This window comes from Tropicimonas sp. TH_r6 (assembly GCF_033101155.1).
Classification (GTDB): domain Bacteria; phylum Pseudomonadota; class Alphaproteobacteria; order Rhodobacterales; family Rhodobacteraceae; genus Tropicimonas.
Window position 1 is genome coordinate 14556 of sequence record NZ_JAWMPX010000002.1, and the last position, 20943, is coordinate 35498.

Here is a 20943-nt window from a genome sequence, read left to right on the forward strand (position 1 = left end):
ACACATTCCTTGCGTAGTCTCCTTCTTGACGAGAAATTGCACGAGAGGGGTGACCCATGCAGACCATGACAGCCGGATACCGCTCCATCAGCCTTCTGGTGCAGCTCAACTGGGATCGTTTTTTCTACATCGGCACCATTGCTGCCGCGCTGATGACCGGGGCCGCACTCGGCACTTTCATCACCGGCTGACAAGTCGGGGAAACAGGAAATGGCAGACGGCGGATTTTCGCCGATGTTGCCAGAAAAGGGCGACGCATGAGGCGGCGCCCTTTGTCGTTTTGACAAGGCAGTCGAAGCCCGCTAGCTAGGTCTTGATTTAAAGAACCTCGCGCCTGGGAGCGACGGCATGACAAACAGGAAAACGGGCGGCGCAGACATGACCGCCCGAAAGAGCGGTATAATGGGGACAACTTCACGGATTGCGGCGCTCGCTGTCGCTGGGGTTCTCGCAGTGTCGGGCGGGCTTGCCCCGCTCATGGTGCTGGCGCAGAGCTACAGTTTCAGCCAGCTCGATATCCAGGGAAACCAGCGGGTCGATGCATCGACCATCGCCACCTATGCCGGGATCGGCAAGGGCGACACGGTTTCCGCCGCCGAGCTCAACGATGCTTATCAAAGCATTGCCGGTTCCGGCCTGTTCGAAAGCGTCGAGCTTGAACCGCGTGGAAACACCCTGGTCATCAAGGTGCAGGAATACCCGACGATCAATGTCATTGCCTTCGAAGGCAACCGACGCATCAATGACGAGAATATCTCCACGATCATCGAGTCGCGCTCGCGCCGGGTCTATTCGCCCTCCGTGGCAGAAGCCGACGCCGCCAACATCGCGGAAGCCTATCGCCAGGGCGGCCGCATCGCCGCCTCCGTGACGCCGAAGATCATCCGCCGTTCGGATAACCGCGTCGATCTGGTCTTCGAGATTCAGGAAGGCCGGGTCTCCGAGATCGAACGGCTTTCCTTTGTCGGCAACCGGTCCTTTTCCGAATCCCGGCTGCGCCGGGCGCTGGACACCAAGCAGGCCGGCGTTTTCCGGGCGCTGGTGAAGCGCGATACGCTGGTCGAAGACCGGCTGGAATATGACAAGCAGCTGCTGAAGGATTTCTACAACAACCGCGGTTACGTTGATTTCGAGGTGCTTTCGACCACCGCCGAGATTGACCGCAACCGCCGCGGCTATCTCGTGACGTTCAATGTCCGCGAGGGGCAGCAGTTCCGCATCGGCGATGTCTCGGTCAGCTCCGAGGAAGCGGATGTCGATATCGATGCCTTCATCGCCGCTGCCAAGCTCAGGTCCGGACGGGTCTATTCCCCGGTGCCGATCGATACGGATATCGCCCGGTTGGAGCGGCTGGCCACGCGGGAGGGGCTTGACTTCATCCGTGTGACGCCGCGCGTCACCCGCAATGACCGCGACCTGACGCTCGATGTCGAATACGTCATCAGCCGCGGCCCGCGCATCTTCGTCGAGCGGATCGATATCGAGGGCAACACCACGACACTGGACCGCGTCGTTCGCCGACAATTCGACGTGGTTGAGGGCGACCCGTTCAATGCCCGGGAGATCCGCGAGGGCGCCGAACGCATCCGCGCGCTCGGCTTCTTCAGCGATTCCCAGGTCGAGGCCCGCGAGGGCTCGCGCGGCGATCTCGTGGTTGTCGATGTCGATGTCGAAGAGCGGGCGACCGGCTCGCTCGGCTTTGGTGCCAGCTATGGAACCAATGACGGCCTCGGTTTCAACTTCTCCTTCTCGGAGCGGAACTTCCTCGGGCGCGGCCAGGTGTTGAGCGCCAGCCTCGGCGCCACCGGGTCGACCACGAGCTTCAGCTTCAACTTCATCGAGCCGGCTTTCCTCGAACGGGACGTGACCTTCGGGTTGAACGCCTATTACCGGACGACCGAGCAGGACAACTCGTCCTACGACACGGATCGTGGCAGGTTCGCGCCCTCCTTCACCTTCCCGTTGACCGAGAATTCGAGCCTCGGCCTGCGGTTCAGCGCCGATTACGGCAAGCTGCACGGTGTCGATACCGGAGATGACGAGGATGATGATGATGATGCCGGCTCCTCCTTCATCCTAGAGTCGGAAGAGGAGATGGGCGGGCTCACCTCGTTCTCGGTCGGCTACTCCTATATCTTCGACACGCTCAACACCGGGCTCGATCCGCGCGGCGGCATCTTCCTGCGTTTCCGCCAGGATTTCGGCGGCCGCGAGGATGGGGCGAGCTTTGTGCGCACGGAAGCGCTGGCCCGCGCCAAGCGGCAACTGTTCAACGAGGATCTGACATTGCGGGCCGAGATCGAAGGCGGCGCCGTCGCTTATTCGGGCGGCAACAGCCGGATCTTCGAGCGCTACACGCTGTCCAACAAGATTCGCGGCTTCGAGCCGAATGGCGTTGGCCCGCGCGACCTTAATGTCGACAACGAAGACGTTCTGGGCGGCAATCTGTTCGCCGTGGCTCGTTTCGAGGCCGAGTTCCCGATTGGCCTGCCCGAAGAATACGGCATCAATGGCGGGCTGTTCTGGGATATTGGCTCGGTCTGGGGGCTGGATGACACGGCAGGTGGCCCGGATGGGGATGACGAAGTGGATGACGAGTACTACCTGCGTTCTGCGCTCGGTGTCGCCTTGCTCTGGGATTCACCACTTGGCCCGCTCCGGTTCAACTTCTCGCAACCTCTGCTGAAAGAGGATTACGACGAGGAGCAGAACTTCGAGTTCACCGTCTCGACGACCTTCTGATGCGGCGGCGCTTCGCAGAGCGCCGCGCGTCGCGCCGGGTCCTGACGCTCGCGCTGGCCCTTGTGGCTGGCGCGCAGCTGTTTTCGGGGCCTGCGACCGCGCAGGTCTTCTCGCCCTCCGCCCCGATCAGTTCGGCCGTGCTGACGCTGGATCAGGACCGGATCTATTCCGAAACGCTCTTCGGCAAACGCCTCCTGCAGGAGATTGAAGAGGCGTCAGACACGTTGGCGCAGCGAAACCGGGCGCTGACCGAGACGCTGACGGCCGAGGAACTTGAGCTGACCGAGAAGCGCAAGCAGATGCCGGCGGCAGAATTCCGCGCGCTGGCCGATGCCTTCGACACCAAGGTGGTCGAGCTTCGCAAGGATCAGGATGCCCGGATCACGGCGCTGCAGCGCCGGCGGGATCTTGAGCGCCGGGTTTTCACCGGACGTATCCTGCCGATCCTGTCGGAGATCGTGCGCGAGACCGGGGCGGTTGCGTTGCTGGATGATCGTGCGGTGATCCTCTCGGCGGATTCCATCGACGTGACGGACCTCGCGATTGCCCGGATCGACGAGGTATTGGGCGACGGCCTGACATCGGAAACAACCGGACCGGTCGTGACTCCGGCGCCGGCCACAGACGGCAAGACATCGCAGAGCCCGGAGCAACCGGAGCCGCTCGCGCCGGAGGGGACGCAGGAGAGCCCGGACGAGGGTTGACATATGGCCGCGCTTGCCGTGACGGGAGTGGCGGTGTAGGACGCCGGGAAGCCGCGGGCGCGGTGGAAAGAAGAGACAAAGGCAGCCGACGAAATGACCGAAGAGAACAGCCCGCTTCTTGAGGCGGATCACGAGACAATCCTGAAGATTCTTCCCCATCGCTACCCCTTTCTGCTGGTCGACCATGTGCGGGATATCGAACCGGGCAAGAGCGCTGTCGGCATCAAGAACGTGACCTTCAACGAGCCGCATTTCCAGGGTCATTTCCCTGGTCATCCGGTCATGCCGGGCGTGCTGGTGATCGAGGCGATGGCCCAGACCTCGGCGGTGCTGGTCGGTCTCTCGCGCGGGATCACCGAGGAGCTGATGATCTACTTCACCACCGTGGACAAGGCGAAGTTCCGTCGCCCGGTGGTGCCCGGGGATGTGCTTGAGCTGCATGTCTCCATCAAGCGTGCGGGGTCCCGGATCGGCAAGTTCGAGGGCAAGGCGATGGTCAATGGCGAGCTGGCGGCCGAGGCGGAGTTCTCTGCCATGGTCCAGCTGCCCAAAGAAGAAAAGTCGGAGGGCTGAGCATGGCCATTGACGCAACCGCCCGCATCCACCCCATGGCCGCCATCGATGAGGCCGCGGAGATCGGGCCGGGGGTCAGCATCGGTCCGTTTGCCGTCATTGGTCCGAAGGTCCGGCTCGGCGAGCGCGTGGTCGTCAAATCCCATGTCGTCATCACCGGCGATACCGAGATCGGCGCGGAGACCGTGATCTTCCCTTTTTCGGTGATCGGGGAGATCCCGCAGGACCTGAAATTCCATGGCGAGGACACCAAGCTTGTCATTGGCGCCCGCAACCGGATTCGCGAACATGTGACGATCAACCCGGGCACTGAGGGCGGCGGCGGCGTCACCCGTGTTGGCGATGACTGCCTGCTGATGGCCGGCACCCATATCGCGCATGACTGCCAGGTCGGAAATCGCGTCATCATGGTCAATAATTCCGGACTCGCCGGGCATTGCCATATCGGCGATGACGTGATCATCGGCGGGCTTTCAGGCGTGCATCAATGGGTACGGATCGGGAAGGGAGCCATCATCGGCGGCCTGACCAAGATCGAAAAGGACGTGATCCCCTTCGGGCAGGTCCAGGGGCCGGCCGGACATCTCGTCGGGCTGAACCTGGTCGGGCTGAAGCGACGCGGGCTGGAACGGATCGACATCGCCGAGCTGCGTGCCGCCTACAAGGCACTGGCCGCCGAGGGCGGGACCTTCAAGGAGCGCGCCGCGGCTTTGGGCGAGGCCTCCGACAGCGACTATGTCCGGCAGATCGTTGCCTTCATCACCGGAGACAGCGACCGCAACTTTCACCAGCCGGAATAGGGGCCGCGCGTGCTGGCCCTGATCGCCGGGCGCGGGCGCCTGCCGGAGATGCTGGTCGAGGGGCTGCGCGCCGCCGACCGGGAGGTGCTGGTCTGCGGCTATGCCGAGGCGGAGGGGCGGGTTGCGCCGGACGTGACCTTCTCCCTGGAAGGGCTGGGCGGGCTGGCCCGGCGTTTGAAATCCGCCGGGGTCAGCGAGATCTGCATGGCAGGTGGTATTACCCGTCCGAAGCTGCGCCTGTCCCGGCTTGATTTTGCGACCCTGCTGCTGCTGCCGCGGCTTGTGCGGGGGTTGCGGCGCGGCGATGATGGGGCGCTGCGCGAGGTGATCGCGCTTTTCGAGGAGAATGGCATGGCCGTGCGCGGCGCACATGAGATCCTGCCCGAGCTGCTGCCGGCCGCTGGCGTGCTGACAGAGCTGCGACCGGATCGGAAGGACCGCGCCGATGCCGAGCGCGGCGAGGAGATCGTCGCGGCCATGGGCGCGGCCGATGTCGGGCAGTCCTGCGTTGTGGCTCGACGCCAGGCGCTGGCCATCGAGGCAATGCCGGGGACCGACTGGATGCTGACTTCGCTGGCGCGCGCCCGTGACGGGTTGCCGGAAGGCGGTCTGCTCTTCAAGGCGCCGAAGCCGGGGCAGGATCGTCGGGTCGACCTTCCGGCCATTGGTCCGGACACGATGCGCGCGGCGTCGATTGCGGGCCTCAAGGGCGTGGTGATCGAGGCGGGCGGCGTGATGTTGCTGGATCCCGACACCACGATCCGCATCGCCGACGAGGTCGGGCTCTTCCTTTGGGTGCGGCCGAAAGGGGGCTGAGATGCGGGTCTTCATCGTCGCGGGCGAGCCCTCGGGCGACAAGCTGGGCGCCGCGCTGATGGCGGGCCTGACGGCGCTGGCGCCGAATGTCAGCTTTCACGGAATCGGCGGAGAGCAGATGCAGGCGCAGGGGATGGAGAGCCTGTTCCCGATCTCCGAGTTGTCGCTGATGGGGATCGTCGAGATCCTGCCGAAATATCTCCATATACGCCGCCGGCTGTTCCAGACAGTGACGGAGGCGGTGGATTTTGCGCCCGATGTGCTGATTACCATCGACCTGCCGGCCTTCAACATCCGACTCGCGAAAGAGATCCGCAAGCGCGTCCCGGGCCTTCGGACGGTCCATTACGTTGCGCCGACGGTCTGGGCCTGGCGTCCGGGACGCGCGGAAAAGATGGCGCCAAGCATCGATCAGGTGCTCGCGCTGCTGCCCTTCGAGCCGCCCTATATGGAAAAGGCCGGGATGCGCTGCGATTTCGTCGGTCACCCGGTGGTGGCAGAGACACAGGCCACGGCCGAAGACGCGACCCGCTTTCGCGAGACCTTCGCCATCGCACCGGACGTGCCGCTTGTTCTCGCGCTGCCCGGCTCGCGCGGCGGCGAGATCAAGCGTCTTGCGCCGGTCTTTGGTGAAACCCTTGAGGTGGTCCTCGCGGAATGCCCTGAGGCGCGGGTCGTCGTCCCCACCGTTTCCGCAAAGGCGGATGCGATGCAGGCCGCGCTGCGCGACTGGCCCGGCCAACCGATCCTGCTAGACCCGCGTGGCCGGTCTCCGGAAGCGGCTGCAGCGGAGAAACGTGCCGCCTTTGCCGCCGCCGATGTCGCACTGGCCGCGTCGGGCACCGTCTCGCTTGAGCTTGCCGCCGCCAATACGCCGATGGTGATCGCCTACGACGCGAACTGGCTTACCCGCGAGATCGTCTCCCGCATGATGCTGGTCGAGACCTTCACGCTGGTCAATCTCGTCTCCGAAACCCGCGCCGTGCCGGAATTCATCGGTGAGGCTTGCCGCCCGGACAGAATCGCGCCGGCGCTTCTCGAGTTGATACGATCGCCGGAAGGGCAGGAGGATGCCATGCGCCTGACCATGGAGCGGCTCGGTCGCGGCACGGAAGCGCCCGGTCTGCGCGCGGCCCGCGCCGTGCTCGATGGGTTGCACAGGTCCGGTTAAGGCCCGGCAGAGCAGCGTTCAGCGAGACGGCCCGGGCCGTTACGTGATGCGAAACATCTTGCGGTATTTCGGAAGAAAGAGGTCGCGCCCCTTGACCATCCGCGTGGTCGCGTTCCCGAACATCCCCACAACGGGCAGGATGGAATTGCCGATTTGGGGTCCAAGCGGCACCAGCAACGGCGGCCGAACCCAGGGATGGTAGACCGGGCTGCGATCCAGGTCCTTGCCCGACAACACGGTGCGGACAGCGCGGGTGAGCCAGAGCACCTGCCGCGAGGCGCCGACAATGGTCATCGGGTCGCCGTTGTCCGCCGCATCTCCGGCGGCGAAGACGTTGGGCAGATCGGATGGCCGCATCCAGCTATCGCAGGCTGCGCGCCCGTTCGGGCCCGTGTGAAACCCGTCGAGCGACTCGAGCAATGATGTGTCCGGCGTCGACCCGACCGCGGGGATGACGAGATCGGCGTCGATCTCGCGGCCATCCTCCAGCCGCAGCGGCCCCGCGAAGGCCTCCTGGCTCGAACTCAGGTCCAGCACGCGTCCTTGTACCAACTCTGCGCCGAGGAGCTTCAGTTTGCGCGCCAACGCCTTGCCAAGCCGCGCTTCGTAGCCCTCAAGCAGTGGGCCGGGCGAAATGAGTGTCACCTGCGTTGCCGGCCGGGCCGCGCGGATCTCTCCGGCGAGTTCCACCCCGAGCGCGCCACCGCCGACCACCGCGACATGCCGCGCCGCCGCCACGGCCTTGCCAAGCGCCAGATTGGCCGTCCTCACGCTCTCGACCGAACTGCCTTCCGGTTTGAACGCAGCACTGTGGCGCGATCCGGTTGCCACGACGATGGCCTCCGCCTCGAGTCGTGTTCCATCTTCCAGGGTCACGCCCCCGCCATCGACGGAAGCCACGCGGCCCCGCACAACCCGCCCACGGTTCAGCAGCGAGTCATAGCGGAACATCGCCTTCTCGACATAGTCCGGATCCACCACGGCCCGAATCAATACCGGCACATGGCAGAAGCTCTCGCGCTGCTCGACCAATGTCACATCGGCAAAGTTATCCAGCGCCCGTGCCAGTTCACTGCCTACATAGCCGCCGCCCACGATAATGACCCGTCCCGCCATGCTGTCTCCTGCCACGCGTTAACCTGTTGTCGATGAAATGTGTGAGGCCCTCGCCGCCATTTGTCGAGGGGGAGCGCGGGCAGGGCGGTGTCAGCCGCGCCAGATCCAGCCGCCACCAAGGATCCGCGTTCCCTCGGTTTCGTAGAACACGCAAGCCTGACCCGGAGAAACACCTTCCTCCGCAGTGAACAACTCGACCTCGCCTGTATCGGGGCCGGTCGGCCGCAGGAGCGCCTCGCGCGGCGGCCGTGTGGAACGCACCTTGACCGAGAGCGGCCATTCCGTCCGGCTCTGCAACGGTTCGTCGCCCAGCCAGTTGACTTCGCGCACAGGCACGATCCGTGTCGATAGCGCCTCTTTCGGACCGACAACGACCTGTCGCGCGTCCGGATCGAGCTTCACGACGTAGAGCGGCTCCGAGAGCCCGCCGATGCCAAGCCCGCGTCGCTGCCCGATCGTGTAGTGAATGACGCCTTCATGTTGTGCCAGTACGCGACCGTCGAGATGCACGATCTCGCCCGGCTCGCCCGCGCCCGGGCGCAGTTTTTCGATAACGGAAGCGTAATTCCCGTCCGGAACGAAACAGATGTCCTGGCTGTCCGGCTTGTCTGCGACCATGAGCCCATGTTTCGCCGCCAACGCCCGCGTTTCATCCTTGCTGGCAAGGTGCCCCAGCGGAAAGCGCAGGAAATCAAGCTGTTCCGGGGTGGTCGAAAACAGGAAATAGGACTGGTCGCGGCGCGGATCCGCGCCCGCATGCAGTTCCGGACCATGCGGGCCCAGTTTGCGCTGGATGTAATGCCCCGTTGCCATGCAATCGGCGTCAAGATCGCGCGCTGTTCCCAGCAGGTCCTTGAATTTCACCCGCTCATTGCAACGAATGCAAGGCACGGGCGTTGCGCCGGCCAGGTAGGAATCGGCGAACTCGTCGATTACGGTTTCGCGAAAAATGTTCTCGTAATCGAGGACATAATGCGGAAACCCCATGTCTTCTGCGACGCGGCGGGCGTCATGAATGTCGATTCCCGCGCAGCAGGCGCCTTTTTTTGCCAAGGCGGCTCCATGATCGTAAAGCTGCAATGTCACACCGACGACATCATAACCTTCGCTCGCGAGCTCGGCGGCAACAACCGACGAATCGACGCCCCCCGACATCGCCACGACCACGCGCGTTTCGCTTGGTGGCTTGGGAAAACCAAGAGAATTCAACGGTATATTCTGATCGAGTGCCATATTGAACCAGGAGATTGCACGGGCGCTGAGGGCCTTGAGGTAGAAAGGAGCAGATGGCGATCCCGGGTGAAACTGTCAAGGCAAGGTTTCAGCATGGCGTTTCGGCAACCCGAAAAAGCCGAGGATTGGAAGTATTTAGGCGTTTTTCGAAGTGGAGCGCTTAACCGATTTTGCACCGCTATTGCACAGCATGTGCTCAAGACGGCGGCGAGGAGCGAAGGCTCCGGGGACCAAAGAACGGGTCTTCGTCGAGCTTCCGTAAACCTTTGAAACGACAGCTTCCAGTAGGTGCGAGACATGTTCATCAAGAAAATAGACGGCCCGCGCGCCGTGACCCTGCCGGATGGAACCATCATGACCCGGGCCGATCTGCCCTCCAGCGAAACACGACGCTGGGTTGCAAGTCGCAAGGCCGCCGTTGTGAAGGCCGTACGCGGCGGATTGATCACGGTGGAAGAGGCGCGCAAGCGTTACGAACTCTCCGAAGAAGAGTTCGAAAGCTGGGCGAGCGCAGTGGCTTGCCATGGCGAGGCGGCGCTGAAGACAACGCGTCTTCAGGAGTTCCGTACTCCCCAAAAATAGTGAGGTTAACCATTTCCTCGGATGTGCAACCCTTGATTGAAAGCAACATGATCCATATTCGGTAATCACGGGTTAACCAATTGGGGTCATGTTAATGTCAACGAGGGATTGAAGCGGAGAAAGAAAAATGCGCGTCCTGCTCGTCGAAGACGATCCGGCTACTGCCAAAAGCATCGAGATGATGCTCACTCATGCAAATCTGAACGTTTACTCGACCGATCTTGGGGAAGAGGCAATCGATCTGGCGAAGCTCTATGACTACGATCTTATCCTGTTGGATCTCGGTCTGCCGGATATGACGGGTCATGAGGTCCTGCGTCAGCTTCGGCTTGCGCGGATTGAAACGCCAACTCTGATCCTTTCGGGTGCTGACGATACAGACAACAAGATCAAGGGGTTCGGCTTTGGTGCCGACGATTATCTTACCAAGCCATTCCATCGCGAAGAGCTTGTCGCCCGGATCCACGCCATCATTCGCCGCTCCAAGGGCCATGCGCAGTCGGTGATTCGGACTGGCAAGGTTATCGTCAACCTTGATGCCAAGACCGTCGAAGTAGACTCAAAAGGCGTGCACCTGACCGGCAAGGAGTACCAGATGCTGGAGCTTCTGAGCCTTCGCAAGGGGACAACCCTGACCAAGGAGATGTTCCTGAACCATCTTTATGGCGGCATGGATGAACCGGAACTGAAGATCATCGACGTCTTCATCTGTAAACTCCGCAAGAAACTGAGCCAAGCAACCGGCGGCGATAACTATATCGAAACCGTCTGGGGCCGCGGCTATGTGCTGCGCGATCCGGAAGCAGATTCGGTCGACCGTCGCGTGGCGGTGGGCGCCTGAGCTCAACAATACGTACCACTCACGATGACCCCTGGCTGGCAATTTCGGTCGGCCAGGGATCAGAGATTTCCCTCAAGGCAGTGTATCTCGGGGCGGCTCATGGTGACATGGCCGCCTTCTTTTTGTTTCGACTTTTCATGTAGACCTGTGCGAATGGACGCGCCGTCGCGGTTCTCTGCCATGTCCGTGCTGAGAGGGTGTCGCTGCGACAGAACCGAGATTTCCGCGCGAAAGACTGGTTCTTGGCCGGCGCCCCCCGTATCACTCGGGAACCTGCGAGAGGGAGGATGCCGTGACGAGGACGATAGCGGTCGATCAATTGGACGCCGAGCAAGCAGCGGTTGAACTGGCCCGGCTGGCCGACGCGTTGGCTGCCGCAAACAGCGCCTATCACACCGACGATGCCCCTGTGATGAGTGATGCGGATTTTGACGCGCTTAAGCGACGCAATGCGGCGATCGAAGAGCTATTCCCAGCTCTTGTCCGGGCAGATTCGCCAAGCCGCCAGGTCGGAGCAGCGCCGGCAGACGGGTTCGAAAAAGTCACCCATGCCGTACGGATGCTGTCGCTCAGCAATGCGTTCGCGGAGTCCGATGTCGCCGAGTTTGATCGAACGATCCGTAATTTCCTGGGTCTCTCGGAGACGGAAATCATCGCCTATACGGCAGAACCGAAAATCGATGGGCTCTCTTTGTCCTTGCGCTACGAATCCGGGAAATTGATCCAGGCAGCGACCCGAGGCGATGGGAGCCAGGGCGAGAATGTCACCGGGAATGCCCGCATGATCGCAGACATCCCTCGGGTCATCGAGGGCGCTCCGGAGATTTTCGAAGTTCGTGGCGAAGTCTATATGAGCCATGCCGATTTCAACGCGCTCAATGCGCGCATCCTCGCCGAAGCGGAAGGCGACGGAGGCAAGCGAATTGGAAAGACCTTTGCCAATCCCCGCAATGCGGCCGCCGGCTCGTTGCGCCAACTCGACGCCGCCATCACCCGCGCTCGACCGCTGCGCTTCTTCGCCTATGCCTGGGGCGAGCTTTCCGAACCGCTTGCCGAAACCCAATTCGATGCGATCACGCGCCTGGCCGAATTCGGTTTCAAAACCAACCCGTTGACCCGTCGTTGCGATTCAGCTGAGGCGCTTCTTGCGCAGTATCGAAAGATCGAGGCACAGCGGGCTACGCTCGGATATGATATCGACGGCGTGGTCTACAAGGTCGACGATCTATCTTTCCAGACGCGCCTCGGTTTCCGCTCGACGACTCCGCGTTGGGCGATCGCACATAAATTTCCGGCCGAGCTCGCGTGGACACGTCTCGAAGGGATCGACATCCAGGTCGGTCGAACCGGCGCACTCAGCCCCGTTGCGCGGTTGAAACCGGTCACTGTCGGCGGGGTCGTGGTGTCGAACGCAACGCTCCACAATGAGGACTACATCTCTGGGCGCGACAACTCCGGCGGGGAAATTCGCGAAGGACGGGATATTCGCGTTGGCGACTGGGTGCAGGTCTATCGCGCAGGCGATGTGATCCCGAAAATCGCAGATGTCGACCTTTCCAAGCGCGTTCAGAGCGCGGTGCCCTACGAGTTTCCCCGGCACTGCCCTGTTTGCGGCTCTGAGGCAATCCGGGAGGAAGGCGATTCCGTCCGCCGTTGCTCCGGCGGGATGATCTGTGCAGCTCAGGCGGTTGAAAAGCTGAAGCACTTCGTCTCGCGCGCCGCCTTTGACATCGAAGGTTTGGGTGCGAAACAGGTCGAAGCATTTTACCAGGACGGGTGGATCCGGACCCCGGCCGAAATCTTTGATCTCGAAAAGAGTTATGGATCGGGCTTGCAGCAGCTGCAGAACCGCGAGGGATGGGGCGACAAGTCGGCGAAAAAGCTCTTTCAAGCGATTGACGAGAAACGGCATATCCCACTGAACAGATTCCTCTTCGCACTTGGAATTCGGCATCTGGGCGAGGTTGCGGCCGCGACGCTTGCGCGCCATTTCGGCAGCTGGGATGCGTTGAAAACGGTGTTGAATGACGCTGCCGGGGAACCTGCGATGGCGGCGACGGATGCGAAGGCGCGCAAGGCATTGCTTTCCGAGAGCCCGAACTGGTCGGAGCTGCTCTCGGTGGACGGGATCGGCGAAACATTGGTCCAGTCCCTGCTGACCTCGATAGCGCAGCCGGCGGAACGCGCAATGATCGATGACTTGGCGGACCGGCTGACAATTGAGGATGTTGCGGCCCCGGCGAGTGCGGGCAGTCCGGTTGCTGGGAAGACGGTCGTCTTCACTGGCACGCTGGAGAAGATGACCCGTGCTGAAGCAAAGGCGCGGGCCGAGGCGCTCGGGGCCAAGGTCTCAGGGTCGGTTTCGAAGAAGACGGACCTGCTCGTCGCGGGGCCGGGGGCCGGTTCCAAGGCGAAAAAGGCCGGAGAATTGGGCATCGAAATTCTGGATGAGGATGGCTGGCTCGAGCTGATCGGGCAGGCATGAGCGGCCGCCCTCCGATCCTCTTTCCGCTCTTTGCGGACCTGGAGACTCTGGAAGGTGTCGGTCCTAAAGTTGCGCGCAATCTCGGGCAGATGGATGTGCTGCGTCCGCGCGACCTGATTTTTACTCTGCCGCATTCTGGTGTGGACCGTCGTTTGGTTCCGAGCGTCCAGGGGCTGGATTTGCCGATGACGGCGAGCGTCGAAGTGCTGGTCGGCCAGCATCGCGCGCCGAGTCGGCGGGGCGGACCCTATCGGGTCGTGGTCGAGGATGCGCAAACGAGTTTCCAGCTGGTTTTTTTCCATGCGCATCCCGATTATCTCCAGAAACAGCTCCCGACCGGGCAGCGCCGGGTCGTCTCTGGCAAGATCGAGCTGTTTGATGGCGTCGCGCAGATGACGCATCCAGACCATATCCTGCGGCCCGAGGAAGCCGATGAAATCCCGGCTTTCGAACCGGTTTATCCGCTGACCTCCGGCGTGACGCAGAAGACCATGTCCAAGGCGGTGCGTGGAGCCTTGAGCCGAGCGCCAGAGCTTGCGGAGTGGAGCGATCCGGGGCTTGTGGCGCGCGAGAGCTGGCCAAGCTGGCTGGAGGCGATGACGGCAGCGCATGCCCCGTCTGGAAACAAGGATATTTCGGTCGATTCCGATGCGCGGCGCCGGTTGGCCTACGATGAACTTTTTGCGCATCAGGTGACGCTGGCGCTGGCGCGGCAGATCGAGCGACGCGGCAAGGGGCGATCCTCGGTTGCGACCGGGCGTCTGCAGAGCAGGGTGCTCGACGCGCTGCCCTATCGGCCAACCGGGGCGCAGGAGCGCGCGATTTCCGAAATCGCAGCGGATATGGCCGGCGAGAAGCGGATGTCGCGGCTGCTTCAGGGCGATGTCGGCGCGGGAAAAACGCTGGTTGCGGTGATGGCGCTGCTGGTCGCTGTGGAGGCGGGCGGGCAGGGCGTCATGATGGCCCCGACCGAGATTCTGGCCCGGCAGCATCTCGACTCGATCCGGCCGTTGGCGGAAAGCGCGGGCGTGGTGCTGGAAGTTTTGACCGGACGTGACAAGGGCGCGGAGCGGCGGGCCAAGCTGGAAGCCCTGGCAAGGGGCGATATCCATATCCTGGTCGGCACCCATGCTGTCTTCCAGAAAGACGTGGAATTTCATGATCTTCGTCTTTCCGTCATCGACGAGCAGCACCGGTTCGGAGTGGCGCAGCGGATGGAACTTGGGGCCAAGGGGCTCGCGGTCGACGTGCTTGTCATGACAGCGACGCCCATTCCGCGCAGCTTGTCGCTGGCGCAATATGGAGACATGGATCTCTCCATCCTCGATGAGAAGCCGCCGGGGCGGATGCCGGTAAAAACCGCGCTGGTGTCGTCCGGACGGATCGAGGAGGTTGTCGAGCATCTGAAACGCGCCGTTGCCGACGAGCGGCAGGCATATTGGGTCTGCCCGCTGGTCGAGGAGAGCGAGGTCGTCGACATGACGGCGGCCGAGGAACGCTTCCGACATCTGCGCGCCGCGCTTGGCGAGGGGAGTGTTGGACTGGTTCATGGCCAGATGGCACCGGCGGAGAAAGACGCGGCCATGGCCCGCTTCGTTGCCGGGGAGACGGCGGTGCTGGTTGCGACGACGGTGATCGAGGTCGGGGTGAACGTGCCCAACGCCTCGATCATGGTGATCGAACAGGCCGAAAGCTTCGGGTTGGCGCAGTTGCATCAGCTGCGTGGCCGGGTGGGGCGCGGCTCGGCCGCCTCGACTTGTTTGCTGATGTATCGCGCGCCGCTGGGAGAGGGCGCGCGGCGGCGGCTGGAGATCCTGCGCGAAACCGAGGATGGGTTCCGAATTGCCGAAGAAGACCTGGCGATGCGAGGGGCAGGGGACCTGATCGGGACGGCGCAATCGGGCCTGCCGAAATTCCGCATTGCGGATATGGAGCGGCAGGCCGGTCTGATGCAGGTCGCGCAGCAAGATGCGCGACGGCTGCTCGCCGAGGATCCGAGCCTCGAAACACCGCGCGGTGCGGCGGTCCGTGTTCTTCTATGGTTAATGGAGCAGGACAAGGCAATCCGTCTGATTTCAGTCGGTTAAGGCGTTTGTTCTCGTTCGTTCGCAAATGTTCTTAAAAAGTTCTTTACTTTTGTCCGTCGGCATGAGAACAAAGGTGCAACAAACGAGCCGCGACAGACAACAGGACTTGCCCCGATGTTCCAGACTCTGAAGACCACCATCGCCCGTTGCGAAGCAACCCTGCTGCCGGATGCGCTTGGCGCCGCCGCGTTGGCGATCATCCTCATGGCTGGCCTGCACCTGCCCGCACTCGTCTGATTTGAAGTTTCTGCCTGCGATCTGCTGCCCGGCGGCGTTCATCCTCGTCCCCAACGCGATGTAACGCCTGGCTTTCCGCCTGTCCCCAAACGGCCTCGGGGTGCGCCTCTGCCCCCAGCCTGCCGGCCCGCCAGATTCGCGACTTTGCCGCCGCCATCCTGCCCGGATGTGCGGCGGTTTTTTTATGTGGGAAAAGACGTTACTCGCCCTTGATATAGGTGGCGAAGGCCTCGGCATAGTCGGGATGCCAGCGTGACAACGCCGGACGGTTTTCGATAACATCGCCCATCGCCCAGGCCATACGCTTCTCGTCCAGCTCTCGGGAAACGTCGTTGTCCGGGCAGAGAATGTAGAAGTCGCGCGCCCGCAGCCGGTCCATCATGAAGGCGGCCATCTGGTTTGGCGTCCAGGCATCATCGGGTTTCTCGGTCCGGCCATTCGCGTTCAGCTCGGTGAAGACGAAGCCGGGGATCAGCAGATGCGCGCTCAGATGGGCCCCCTCGCCAGACCGCAACTCGTGGGCCAGCGCTTCAGTATAGGCCTTCACGCCGGCCTTGGCGACGTTATAGGCCGGGTCGCCCGGCGGGGTCGTAATGCCCTGCTTGGAGCCGGTATTGATGACGAGACCGGGCCGACCGCGCGCGATCATGTTGGGCAGGAAAGCGCGCGTGCCATTGATGACGCCCCAGAGATTGGTCTCGATGACAGCGCGCCACGCCTCCTCCGGACCGAACATGGCGCTGCCGGGTTGGATGCCGGCATTGTTGATGAGAATGTCAGTCCCGCCAAAAGCCTCCGCGACATCCGCTTCAAGGCGCGCAAGGGCGGCGCTGTCGCGAATGTCGAGGGCGCGGGTGAGAACGTCAGCGGCGCCGGCCGCGCGGAGCGTCTCTGCGGCGGCCTCCAGCCGGTCGGCGCGGATATCGACGGCGACGACGCGCATGCCGAGCGCTGCGAATTGCTCTGCGATGGCAAGTCCGATGCCGGCGGCGGCGCCCGTAACGACGGCCACAGACCCAGACTGGAGGACGGGATCCGACATGATGCTTTCCTTCTTAATGTGCTGTTGGGCGGGCCGGTTGGAGCGATCGTTTCGGACGGCACCGGTCCGAAGAAAGCATGCAGCGTCACGGGATCCAGGTGCAATGGCAAAGACGCCTTTGCGTGGTCGTCGGATGGTCGCGGGCGGAGCCGTTGGAATTGGGGGGGGGCTGAGGGAAGGGTTATGAGAAATCAAATAATTGCAAAGACGTGTGTCCGAGTCGAACTCGGAGGCGGTGAGCCGTAAACGGTATCGGTGTTGAGCGCTGATTGGCTCGGAATCACGGTCGCGGATGACCGTCTCTCCGCGAGTGGGTGCAATCGCGGGCGTTGCTCTCGAGGACTGCATGACGGCGCTGGATCGACCCGGCGGGCAGGAGGAAGAACGGTAGCCGACAGAGCGTTTGAAGCCACAGGAAGGGGCCGCTGTGCCCAAAAAGCGCTTCAGGTATCGCGGGACCATTTCGCAGCGACATGAAAACCCGGGTAGCCGTTCTTCCAGCCAATTCCAGGAAAAGCGGGCCTCGAAAGGGGCGATTGACCGCCCGACCGGAGATTGGGGAGCCTCGTCCGGTCCCCATACGCCTCGCGCAAGGGCGCTAAAATTCGGGTTCCGGGCGAGACCGTTTCGTCAGGTCACGGCCAGAACGCGTGCCTTGGGGAAGGCATCGACCAGCGCAGCGCCGATTGCTTCGATCTTGTCTGTGGCCGCCAGGATGACGATGGAGCCACCGAAGCCGCCACCGGTCTGCCGGGCGCCGAGCGCGCCGGCCGCGAGTGCGGCGTCTACCAGCGCATCCGTCTCCGGCACGGTGATCTCGTAATCGTCGCGTTGCGAGGCGTGACTGGAAACCATCAATTTCCCGAAACCATCGACGTCGCCAGCTTTGAGCGCGGTGAGCCCGTCCAGCACCCGTTGATTGTCGGTAATGATGTGCCGGGTGCGACGGGCGAGAAGGTCGTCGATCGTGTCGAGCCGCGGCAGGTCGTCGGGCCCAAGATCGCTCAGCAATTCGACCCCGAGCGCCTCGCAGGCGGCGTTGCACTCGGCGACTCGGGTGGCATAGCCGTCTTCGGTGAGTTGGTGACTGACGCCGGAATGGACGATGATGAAACGGGCGCCCTCGGGCGAGGGGGCGGGGCTATGCTCTAGCGTGCGGGTGTTGAGAAATAGCGCATTGCCCGGCTCGCCAACGGAGGAGGCGAACTGGTCCATGATCCCGCAGGGCATGCCGACGAAATCATTCTCGACCGCGCGGGCCTGGATGGCGATTTCTTCCGGCGTCATTTCCTTGCCGTAGAGCTCTGTGACGGCGCGCAGGGAAGCGACTTCCAGTGCGGCGGAGCTGGAGAGACCCGCGCCCATTGGCAGGGTGGTGATCAACGCGATGCGCAAGCCGGTCTCGACGACATCCTCTGTCGCCACCGCCTTCAGGCAGCCCAGAACGTAGTCCGACCAGCGACCTTCCTTGCCATCGGCGATGTTGCGGGTCTCGGCATCGTGGAATGTGTCGGAATAGGCCTCGATCACGCCGGGGGCCGGTCCGCGCCCCATTGCGATCGCAACACCGAGCCCGCGCAGCGCCATGGGGAGGACGAATCCGCCATTATAATCAGTATGTTCTCCCAGCAAGTTCACGCGACCAGGGGCCGAGGTCGCGACCTCCGGCTGCTCGCCGAAATGCGCCTGGAAGGCAGCGGCGACGCGGGTTGCCAGCTCTGTCTCGCTCACGACGCGGCTCCTTGCTTGTAGTGGATGTCCGAGAGGCCGCGCAGACGCTCGGCGGCCTGTTCCGCCGTCAAATCGCGCTGTGCTTCGGAGAGCATTTCATAACCGACCATGAATTTGCGCACTGTCGCCGAGCGCAGCAGCGGCGGGTAGAAATGCGCGTGCAACTGCCAGTGATCCCAACGGCCTTCGCGGGTGGGGGCGCCATGCCAGCCCATCGTATAGGGGAATTCTGTCTCGAAGAGATTGTCATAACGGGTGCAGAGCCGCTTGAGCAGGTCGGCCAGCCCATTGCGCTCGCCATCGGTGAGATCGGGCAGGCGGAGCACGTGGCGGCGTGGCAAGACGATGGTTTCGAAAGGCCAGACCGCCCACCAGGGGACCACGGCGAGCCAGTCGTCATTCTCGACCACGATCCGCTCCTGCTTTGCGGCTTCGGAGGCGGCATATTCGACGAGAAGCACATTGCCGGTCTCGGTCAGGTGTCGCTTCTGGCACTCGTCTTCGCGGGTGACCTTATTGGGCAGGAAATCGGAGGCCCAGATCTGGCCATGGGGGTGTGGCTGCGAGCAGCCCATCACAGCCCCCTTGTTCTCGAACAGCGCCACCCAGTCGTATTTCGCGCCCAGATCCTCGATCTGTTCGGCCCAGACATCGACCACTTTGCGGATCTCGGTGACGGGGAGCTCGGGCAGGGTCAGGTCATGGCGCTCGGAGAAACACATGACGCGGGCCGTGCCGCGCACATTGGCGGCGCGAAAGAGCGGGTCGCCGGTCGTGCCGCCCTCGGGGCTGTCTTCCAGCAGCGCCGGGAAGTCGTTAGGAAAGACCCACGGGCCCGTGTAGCTGTCGTTCACCACGCCGTTGTTGCGGGTATTGCCGGGGCAGAGGTAACAGCCGGGGTCGAATGATGGCTTCTCGGCCCGGGACGGCTTCTCCTGCTGTCCGGACCAGGGGCGCTTGTTGCGATGCGGCGAAACCAGCACCCATTCACCCTTGAGCGGATTGTAGCGGCGGTGGGGGGCGTCGGTGGAGACGGAATCGGAGGCCATCTGGAGTGTCCTTCTGCCTGAAAGCGGCGCGGAAGCAGTGTGTTCTTGTTCGAATTTCTTCGGTTACGGGTGCAGCTGGGGGCGGATCTGTCGTCTGCCGCGCAGGCTCTCCTCCAGTCGAAACCGCGTCCGGGTTGAAAATCCGGTAGCACAGCAGGGAGATTCCAGCAAGTAAAACCGTTCCATTCCGGCGATGTCTGATTGGCGCAGGCTATAAAAATCAAAGAGCTAATAAACTAATAACGAAACTAATGGAATGCGGCGGGCGCGCCCGCCGCCCATACGCCCTACGTCTTGAGCGGGTAGCGATCCGATTCCTCGAACACGTCGATCACGATGGTTCCGGCGGTGATCTTGCCGCCATGCTCCACGCCGCTGGGGATGTTGTAGACTTGGCCTGGGCCGTAAGCCTGCGTATCGCCCGCGATGGTCAGGTCGATCCGGCCTTGCAGGACGGTGCCCCATTGCGCCTTGTGCGCATGCAGCGGCAGTTCGAAATCCTTGTGAAAAATGAAAAAGACGAGAAGCGCGTCCTCCGTCCGCATGGCGCGGCTCTCGACCACATCTTCGGGGAAGGGAACGTCAAGCGCGGGCAGGGCCATCAGAAAATCGGGCAGTTGCATGGGTAACCTCCTTGTTTCAGGGCTGCTCCTAGCAGGTTTTTGCGTGTCTGCGCCAGATTCCCGGGGCTGGGGGTTGTACCCCTGCGCGCGATGGTCTAAGCGCGACGCACTTCACAGGCGGGGCCTGGGCCATCGGGGGAGACATCCTCGTTCGGTCCGCCGGTTGGGCGAGAGCCCGTTTATGACCCCGCCGAGGACGCGAAACCGGAAAGGACACAAGATGGCGCTTCCTGACTTCACTCTCCGTCAGCTGCTCGAAGCTGGCGTACATTTCGGCCACCAGACCCAGCGGTGGAATCCCCGCATGGGCGAGTATATCTATGGTGACCGTAATGGCATCCATATCATGGACCTCACTCAGACCTTGCCGATGCTCGAGCAGGCCCTCGTGGCCGTGCGCGACACCGTCGCCAAGGGTGGCCGGATCCTCTTCGTCGGCACCAAGCGCCAGGCGCAGAAGCCGATTGCCGACGCCGCCGAGCGTTGCGCACAGTATTACATGAACCACCGCTGGCTGGGCGGCACGCTGACCAACTGGAAGACCGTCTCCCAGTCGATCCAGCGTCTGAAGTCGATTGACGAGCAGATGGCGATGGGCGCCGAGGGCCTCACCAAGAAAGAGCGCCTGCACATGGAGCGCGACCAGACGAAGCTGACCGCTTCGCTGGGCGGCATCCGCGAGATGGGCGGTGTTCCGGACCTTCTCTTTGTGATCGACGTCAACAAGGAAGACCTGGCCATCGCCGAAGCCAAGAAGCTCGGCATCCCGGTCGTCGCCGTTGTCGACACCAACGCTTCCCCCGCCGGCGTTGATTTCGTGATCCCGGGCAATGATGACGCGGCCCGCGCCATCGCGCTCTATTGCGATCTCGTCGCCCGTGCGGCCCTAGACGGCATGTCCGCTCAGATGGACGCTGCCGGCTACGACATCGGTGAGATGGAAGAAGGCTTCGTCGAGGAGGTTCTCGAAGAAGCTCCCGCTGCTGAAGCCGAGGCACCGGTTGAAGCTGCGGCTCCGGCCGAAGAGGAAACTCCGGCCGAGTCCTGAGTTCCGGATCCCGTGAAACTATCACGGTATTGACATGTGCGGCGGGCGATTGCCTGCCGCAAC

19 protein-coding genes are annotated in these 20943 nt (G+C 62.8%); 13 read left to right on the forward strand and 6 right to left on the reverse strand.

The genetic code is table 11. The features are described 5' to 3' along the window. Positions 1–56 precede the first annotated feature (56 nt). The 7 genes from R3X27_RS02260 to lpxB all read left to right on the forward strand — a co-directional run bounded on the left by R3X27_RS02260 (position 57) and on the right by lpxB (position 6806). Entirely contained in the window at positions 57–191 is a 135-nt protein-coding gene (locus tag R3X27_RS02260) for a hypothetical protein (protein ID WP_317707199.1), read from the forward strand. A gap of 157 nt (positions 192–348) precedes the next feature. Further along, on the forward strand, positions 349–2742 hold the full coding sequence (bamA, locus tag R3X27_RS02265) for an outer membrane protein assembly factor BamA (protein ID WP_317707200.1): 2394 nt from the start codon (positions 349–351) through the stop codon (positions 2740–2742). Next, on the forward strand, positions 2742–3446 hold the full coding sequence (locus tag R3X27_RS02270) for an OmpH family outer membrane protein (RefSeq protein ID WP_317707201.1): 705 nt from the start codon (positions 2742–2744) through the stop codon (positions 3444–3446). Before bamA ends, R3X27_RS02270 begins: the two co-directional genes overlap by 1 nt. Positions 3447–3539: 93 nt before the next feature. After that, complete coding sequence (gene fabZ / locus R3X27_RS02275) at positions 3540–4019, forward strand: 3-hydroxyacyl-ACP dehydratase FabZ (protein WP_317707202.1); 480 nt, start codon at positions 3540–3542, stop codon at positions 4017–4019. Positions 4020–4021: 2 nt separating this feature from the next. Further along, positions 4022–4819: an acyl-ACP--UDP-N-acetylglucosamine O-acyltransferase gene (lpxA, locus tag R3X27_RS02280; protein WP_317707203.1), complete on the forward strand. Its 798-nt coding sequence runs from the start codon at positions 4022–4024 to the stop codon at positions 4817–4819. Between the two features lie 9 nt (positions 4820–4828). Further along, positions 4829–5635, forward strand: a complete 807-nt coding sequence (locus R3X27_RS02285) for an LpxI family protein (protein ID WP_317707204.1) — start codon at positions 4829–4831, stop codon at positions 5633–5635. A gap of 1 nt (position 5636) precedes the next feature. Next, on the forward strand, positions 5637–6806 hold the full coding sequence (gene lpxB / locus R3X27_RS02290; RefSeq protein ID WP_317707205.1) for a lipid-A-disaccharide synthase: 1170 nt from the start codon (positions 5637–5639) through the stop codon (positions 6804–6806). Between the two features lie 39 nt (positions 6807–6845). Here the strand turns inward: lpxB and R3X27_RS02295 are convergent, their stop codons facing one another. Together R3X27_RS02295 and mnmA are read right to left on the reverse strand one after the other, a co-directional pair. Further along, entirely contained in the window at positions 6846–7922 is a 1077-nt protein-coding gene (locus R3X27_RS02295; protein ID WP_317707206.1) for an FAD-dependent oxidoreductase, read from the reverse strand. A 90-nt stretch (positions 7923–8012) separates the two neighbouring features. Next, positions 8013–9155, reverse strand: a complete 1143-nt coding sequence (gene mnmA / locus R3X27_RS02300; protein ID WP_317707207.1) for a tRNA 2-thiouridine(34) synthase MnmA — start codon at positions 9153–9155, stop codon at positions 8013–8015. A 297-nt stretch (positions 9156–9452) separates the two neighbouring features. On the opposite strand from mnmA, the gene R3X27_RS02305 reads away from it, so the two are divergent. From R3X27_RS02305 to R3X27_RS02325, 5 genes are all read left to right on the forward strand, one after another. After that, positions 9453–9737: a DUF1153 domain-containing protein gene (locus R3X27_RS02305; RefSeq protein ID WP_317707208.1), complete on the forward strand. Its 285-nt coding sequence runs from the start codon at positions 9453–9455 to the stop codon at positions 9735–9737. Between the two features lie 127 nt (positions 9738–9864). Beyond that, positions 9865–10578, forward strand: coding sequence for a response regulator transcription factor CtrA (ctrA, locus tag R3X27_RS02310; protein ID WP_317707209.1), 714 nt, complete (start codon positions 9865–9867; stop codon positions 10576–10578). Positions 10579–10870: 292 nt separating this feature from the next. Next, positions 10871–13063: an NAD-dependent DNA ligase LigA gene (gene ligA / locus R3X27_RS02315; protein ID WP_317707210.1), complete on the forward strand. Its 2193-nt coding sequence runs from the start codon at positions 10871–10873 to the stop codon at positions 13061–13063. Further along, complete coding sequence (gene recG, locus R3X27_RS02320; RefSeq protein ID WP_317707211.1) at positions 13060–15150, forward strand: ATP-dependent DNA helicase RecG; 2091 nt, start codon at positions 13060–13062, stop codon at positions 15148–15150. The genes ligA and recG overlap by 4 nt, the downstream gene beginning before the upstream one ends. Before the next feature lie 114 nt (positions 15151–15264). Beyond that, positions 15265–15387: a hypothetical protein gene (locus tag R3X27_RS02325; RefSeq protein ID WP_317707212.1), complete on the forward strand. Its 123-nt coding sequence runs from the start codon at positions 15265–15267 to the stop codon at positions 15385–15387. 199 nt (positions 15388–15586) lie between these two features. On the opposite strand, the gene R3X27_RS02330 is transcribed toward R3X27_RS02325, so the two are convergent. From R3X27_RS02330 to R3X27_RS02345, 4 genes are all read right to left on the reverse strand, one after another. Next, positions 15587–16429, reverse strand: a complete 843-nt coding sequence (locus R3X27_RS02330) for an SDR family NAD(P)-dependent oxidoreductase (protein ID WP_317707213.1) — start codon at positions 16427–16429, stop codon at positions 15587–15589. 630 nt (positions 16430–17059) lie between these two features. Next, positions 17060–18160 carry a galactokinase gene (gene galK / locus R3X27_RS02335; RefSeq protein WP_317707214.1) on the reverse strand — a complete coding sequence of 367 codons (1101 nt, stop codon included), beginning with the start codon at positions 18158–18160 and terminating at the stop codon, positions 17060–17062. Further along, complete coding sequence (locus tag R3X27_RS02340) at positions 18157–19209, reverse strand: UDP-glucose--hexose-1-phosphate uridylyltransferase (RefSeq protein ID WP_317707215.1); 1053 nt, start codon at positions 19207–19209, stop codon at positions 18157–18159. Before R3X27_RS02340 ends, galK begins: the two co-directional genes overlap by 4 nt. Positions 19210–19496: 287 nt before the next feature. Beyond that, complete coding sequence (locus tag R3X27_RS02345) at positions 19497–19832, reverse strand: cupin domain-containing protein (RefSeq protein WP_317707216.1); 336 nt, start codon at positions 19830–19832, stop codon at positions 19497–19499. Positions 19833–20052: 220 nt separating this feature from the next. On the opposite strand from R3X27_RS02345, the gene rpsB reads away from it, so the two are divergent. After that, positions 20053–20880 (forward strand): 30S ribosomal protein S2, encoded by an 828-nt coding sequence (gene rpsB / locus R3X27_RS02350; RefSeq protein ID WP_317707217.1) that lies wholly within the window; start codon positions 20053–20055, stop codon positions 20878–20880. The last annotated feature ends 63 nt before the right edge of the window (positions 20881–20943 follow it).

Excerpts from the sequence above, each read along its gene's own strand:
- R3X27_RS02260 (WP_317707199.1), top strand. The coding sequence starts at position 57 with ATGCAGACCATGACAGCCGGATACCGCTCCATCAGCCTTCTGGTGCAG.
- bamA (WP_317707200.1), top strand. The coding sequence starts at position 349 with ATGACAAACAGGAAAACGGGCGGCGCAGACATGACCGCCCGAAAGAGC.
- R3X27_RS02270 (WP_317707201.1), top strand. The coding sequence starts at position 2,742 with ATGCGGCGGCGCTTCGCAGAGCGCCGCGCGTCGCGCCGGGTCCTGACG.
- fabZ (WP_317707202.1), top strand. The coding sequence starts at position 3,540 with ATGACCGAAGAGAACAGCCCGCTTCTTGAGGCGGATCACGAGACAATC.
- lpxA (WP_317707203.1), top strand. The coding sequence starts at position 4,022 with ATGGCCATTGACGCAACCGCCCGCATCCACCCCATGGCCGCCATCGAT.
- lpxB (WP_317707205.1), top strand. The coding sequence starts at position 5,637 with ATGCGGGTCTTCATCGTCGCGGGCGAGCCCTCGGGCGACAAGCTGGGC.
- R3X27_RS02295 (WP_317707206.1), bottom strand. The coding sequence starts at position 7,922 with ATGGCGGGACGGGTCATTATCGTGGGCGGCGGCTATGTAGGCAGTGAA.
- mnmA (WP_317707207.1), bottom strand. The coding sequence starts at position 9,155 with ATGGCACTCGATCAGAATATACCGTTGAATTCTCTTGGTTTTCCCAAG.
- R3X27_RS02305 (WP_317707208.1), top strand. The coding sequence starts at position 9,453 with ATGTTCATCAAGAAAATAGACGGCCCGCGCGCCGTGACCCTGCCGGAT.
- ctrA (WP_317707209.1), top strand. The coding sequence starts at position 9,865 with ATGCGCGTCCTGCTCGTCGAAGACGATCCGGCTACTGCCAAAAGCATC.
- recG (WP_317707211.1), top strand. The coding sequence starts at position 13,060 with ATGAGCGGCCGCCCTCCGATCCTCTTTCCGCTCTTTGCGGACCTGGAG.
- R3X27_RS02325 (WP_317707212.1), top strand. The coding sequence starts at position 15,265 with ATGTTCCAGACTCTGAAGACCACCATCGCCCGTTGCGAAGCAACCCTG.
- R3X27_RS02330 (WP_317707213.1), bottom strand. The coding sequence starts at position 16,429 with ATGTCGGATCCCGTCCTCCAGTCTGGGTCTGTGGCCGTCGTTACGGGC.
- R3X27_RS02340 (WP_317707215.1), bottom strand. The coding sequence starts at position 19,209 with ATGGCCTCCGATTCCGTCTCCACCGACGCCCCCCACCGCCGCTACAAT.
- R3X27_RS02345 (WP_317707216.1), bottom strand. The coding sequence starts at position 19,832 with ATGCAACTGCCCGATTTTCTGATGGCCCTGCCCGCGCTTGACGTTCCC.
- rpsB (WP_317707217.1), top strand. The coding sequence starts at position 20,053 with ATGGCGCTTCCTGACTTCACTCTCCGTCAGCTGCTCGAAGCTGGCGTA.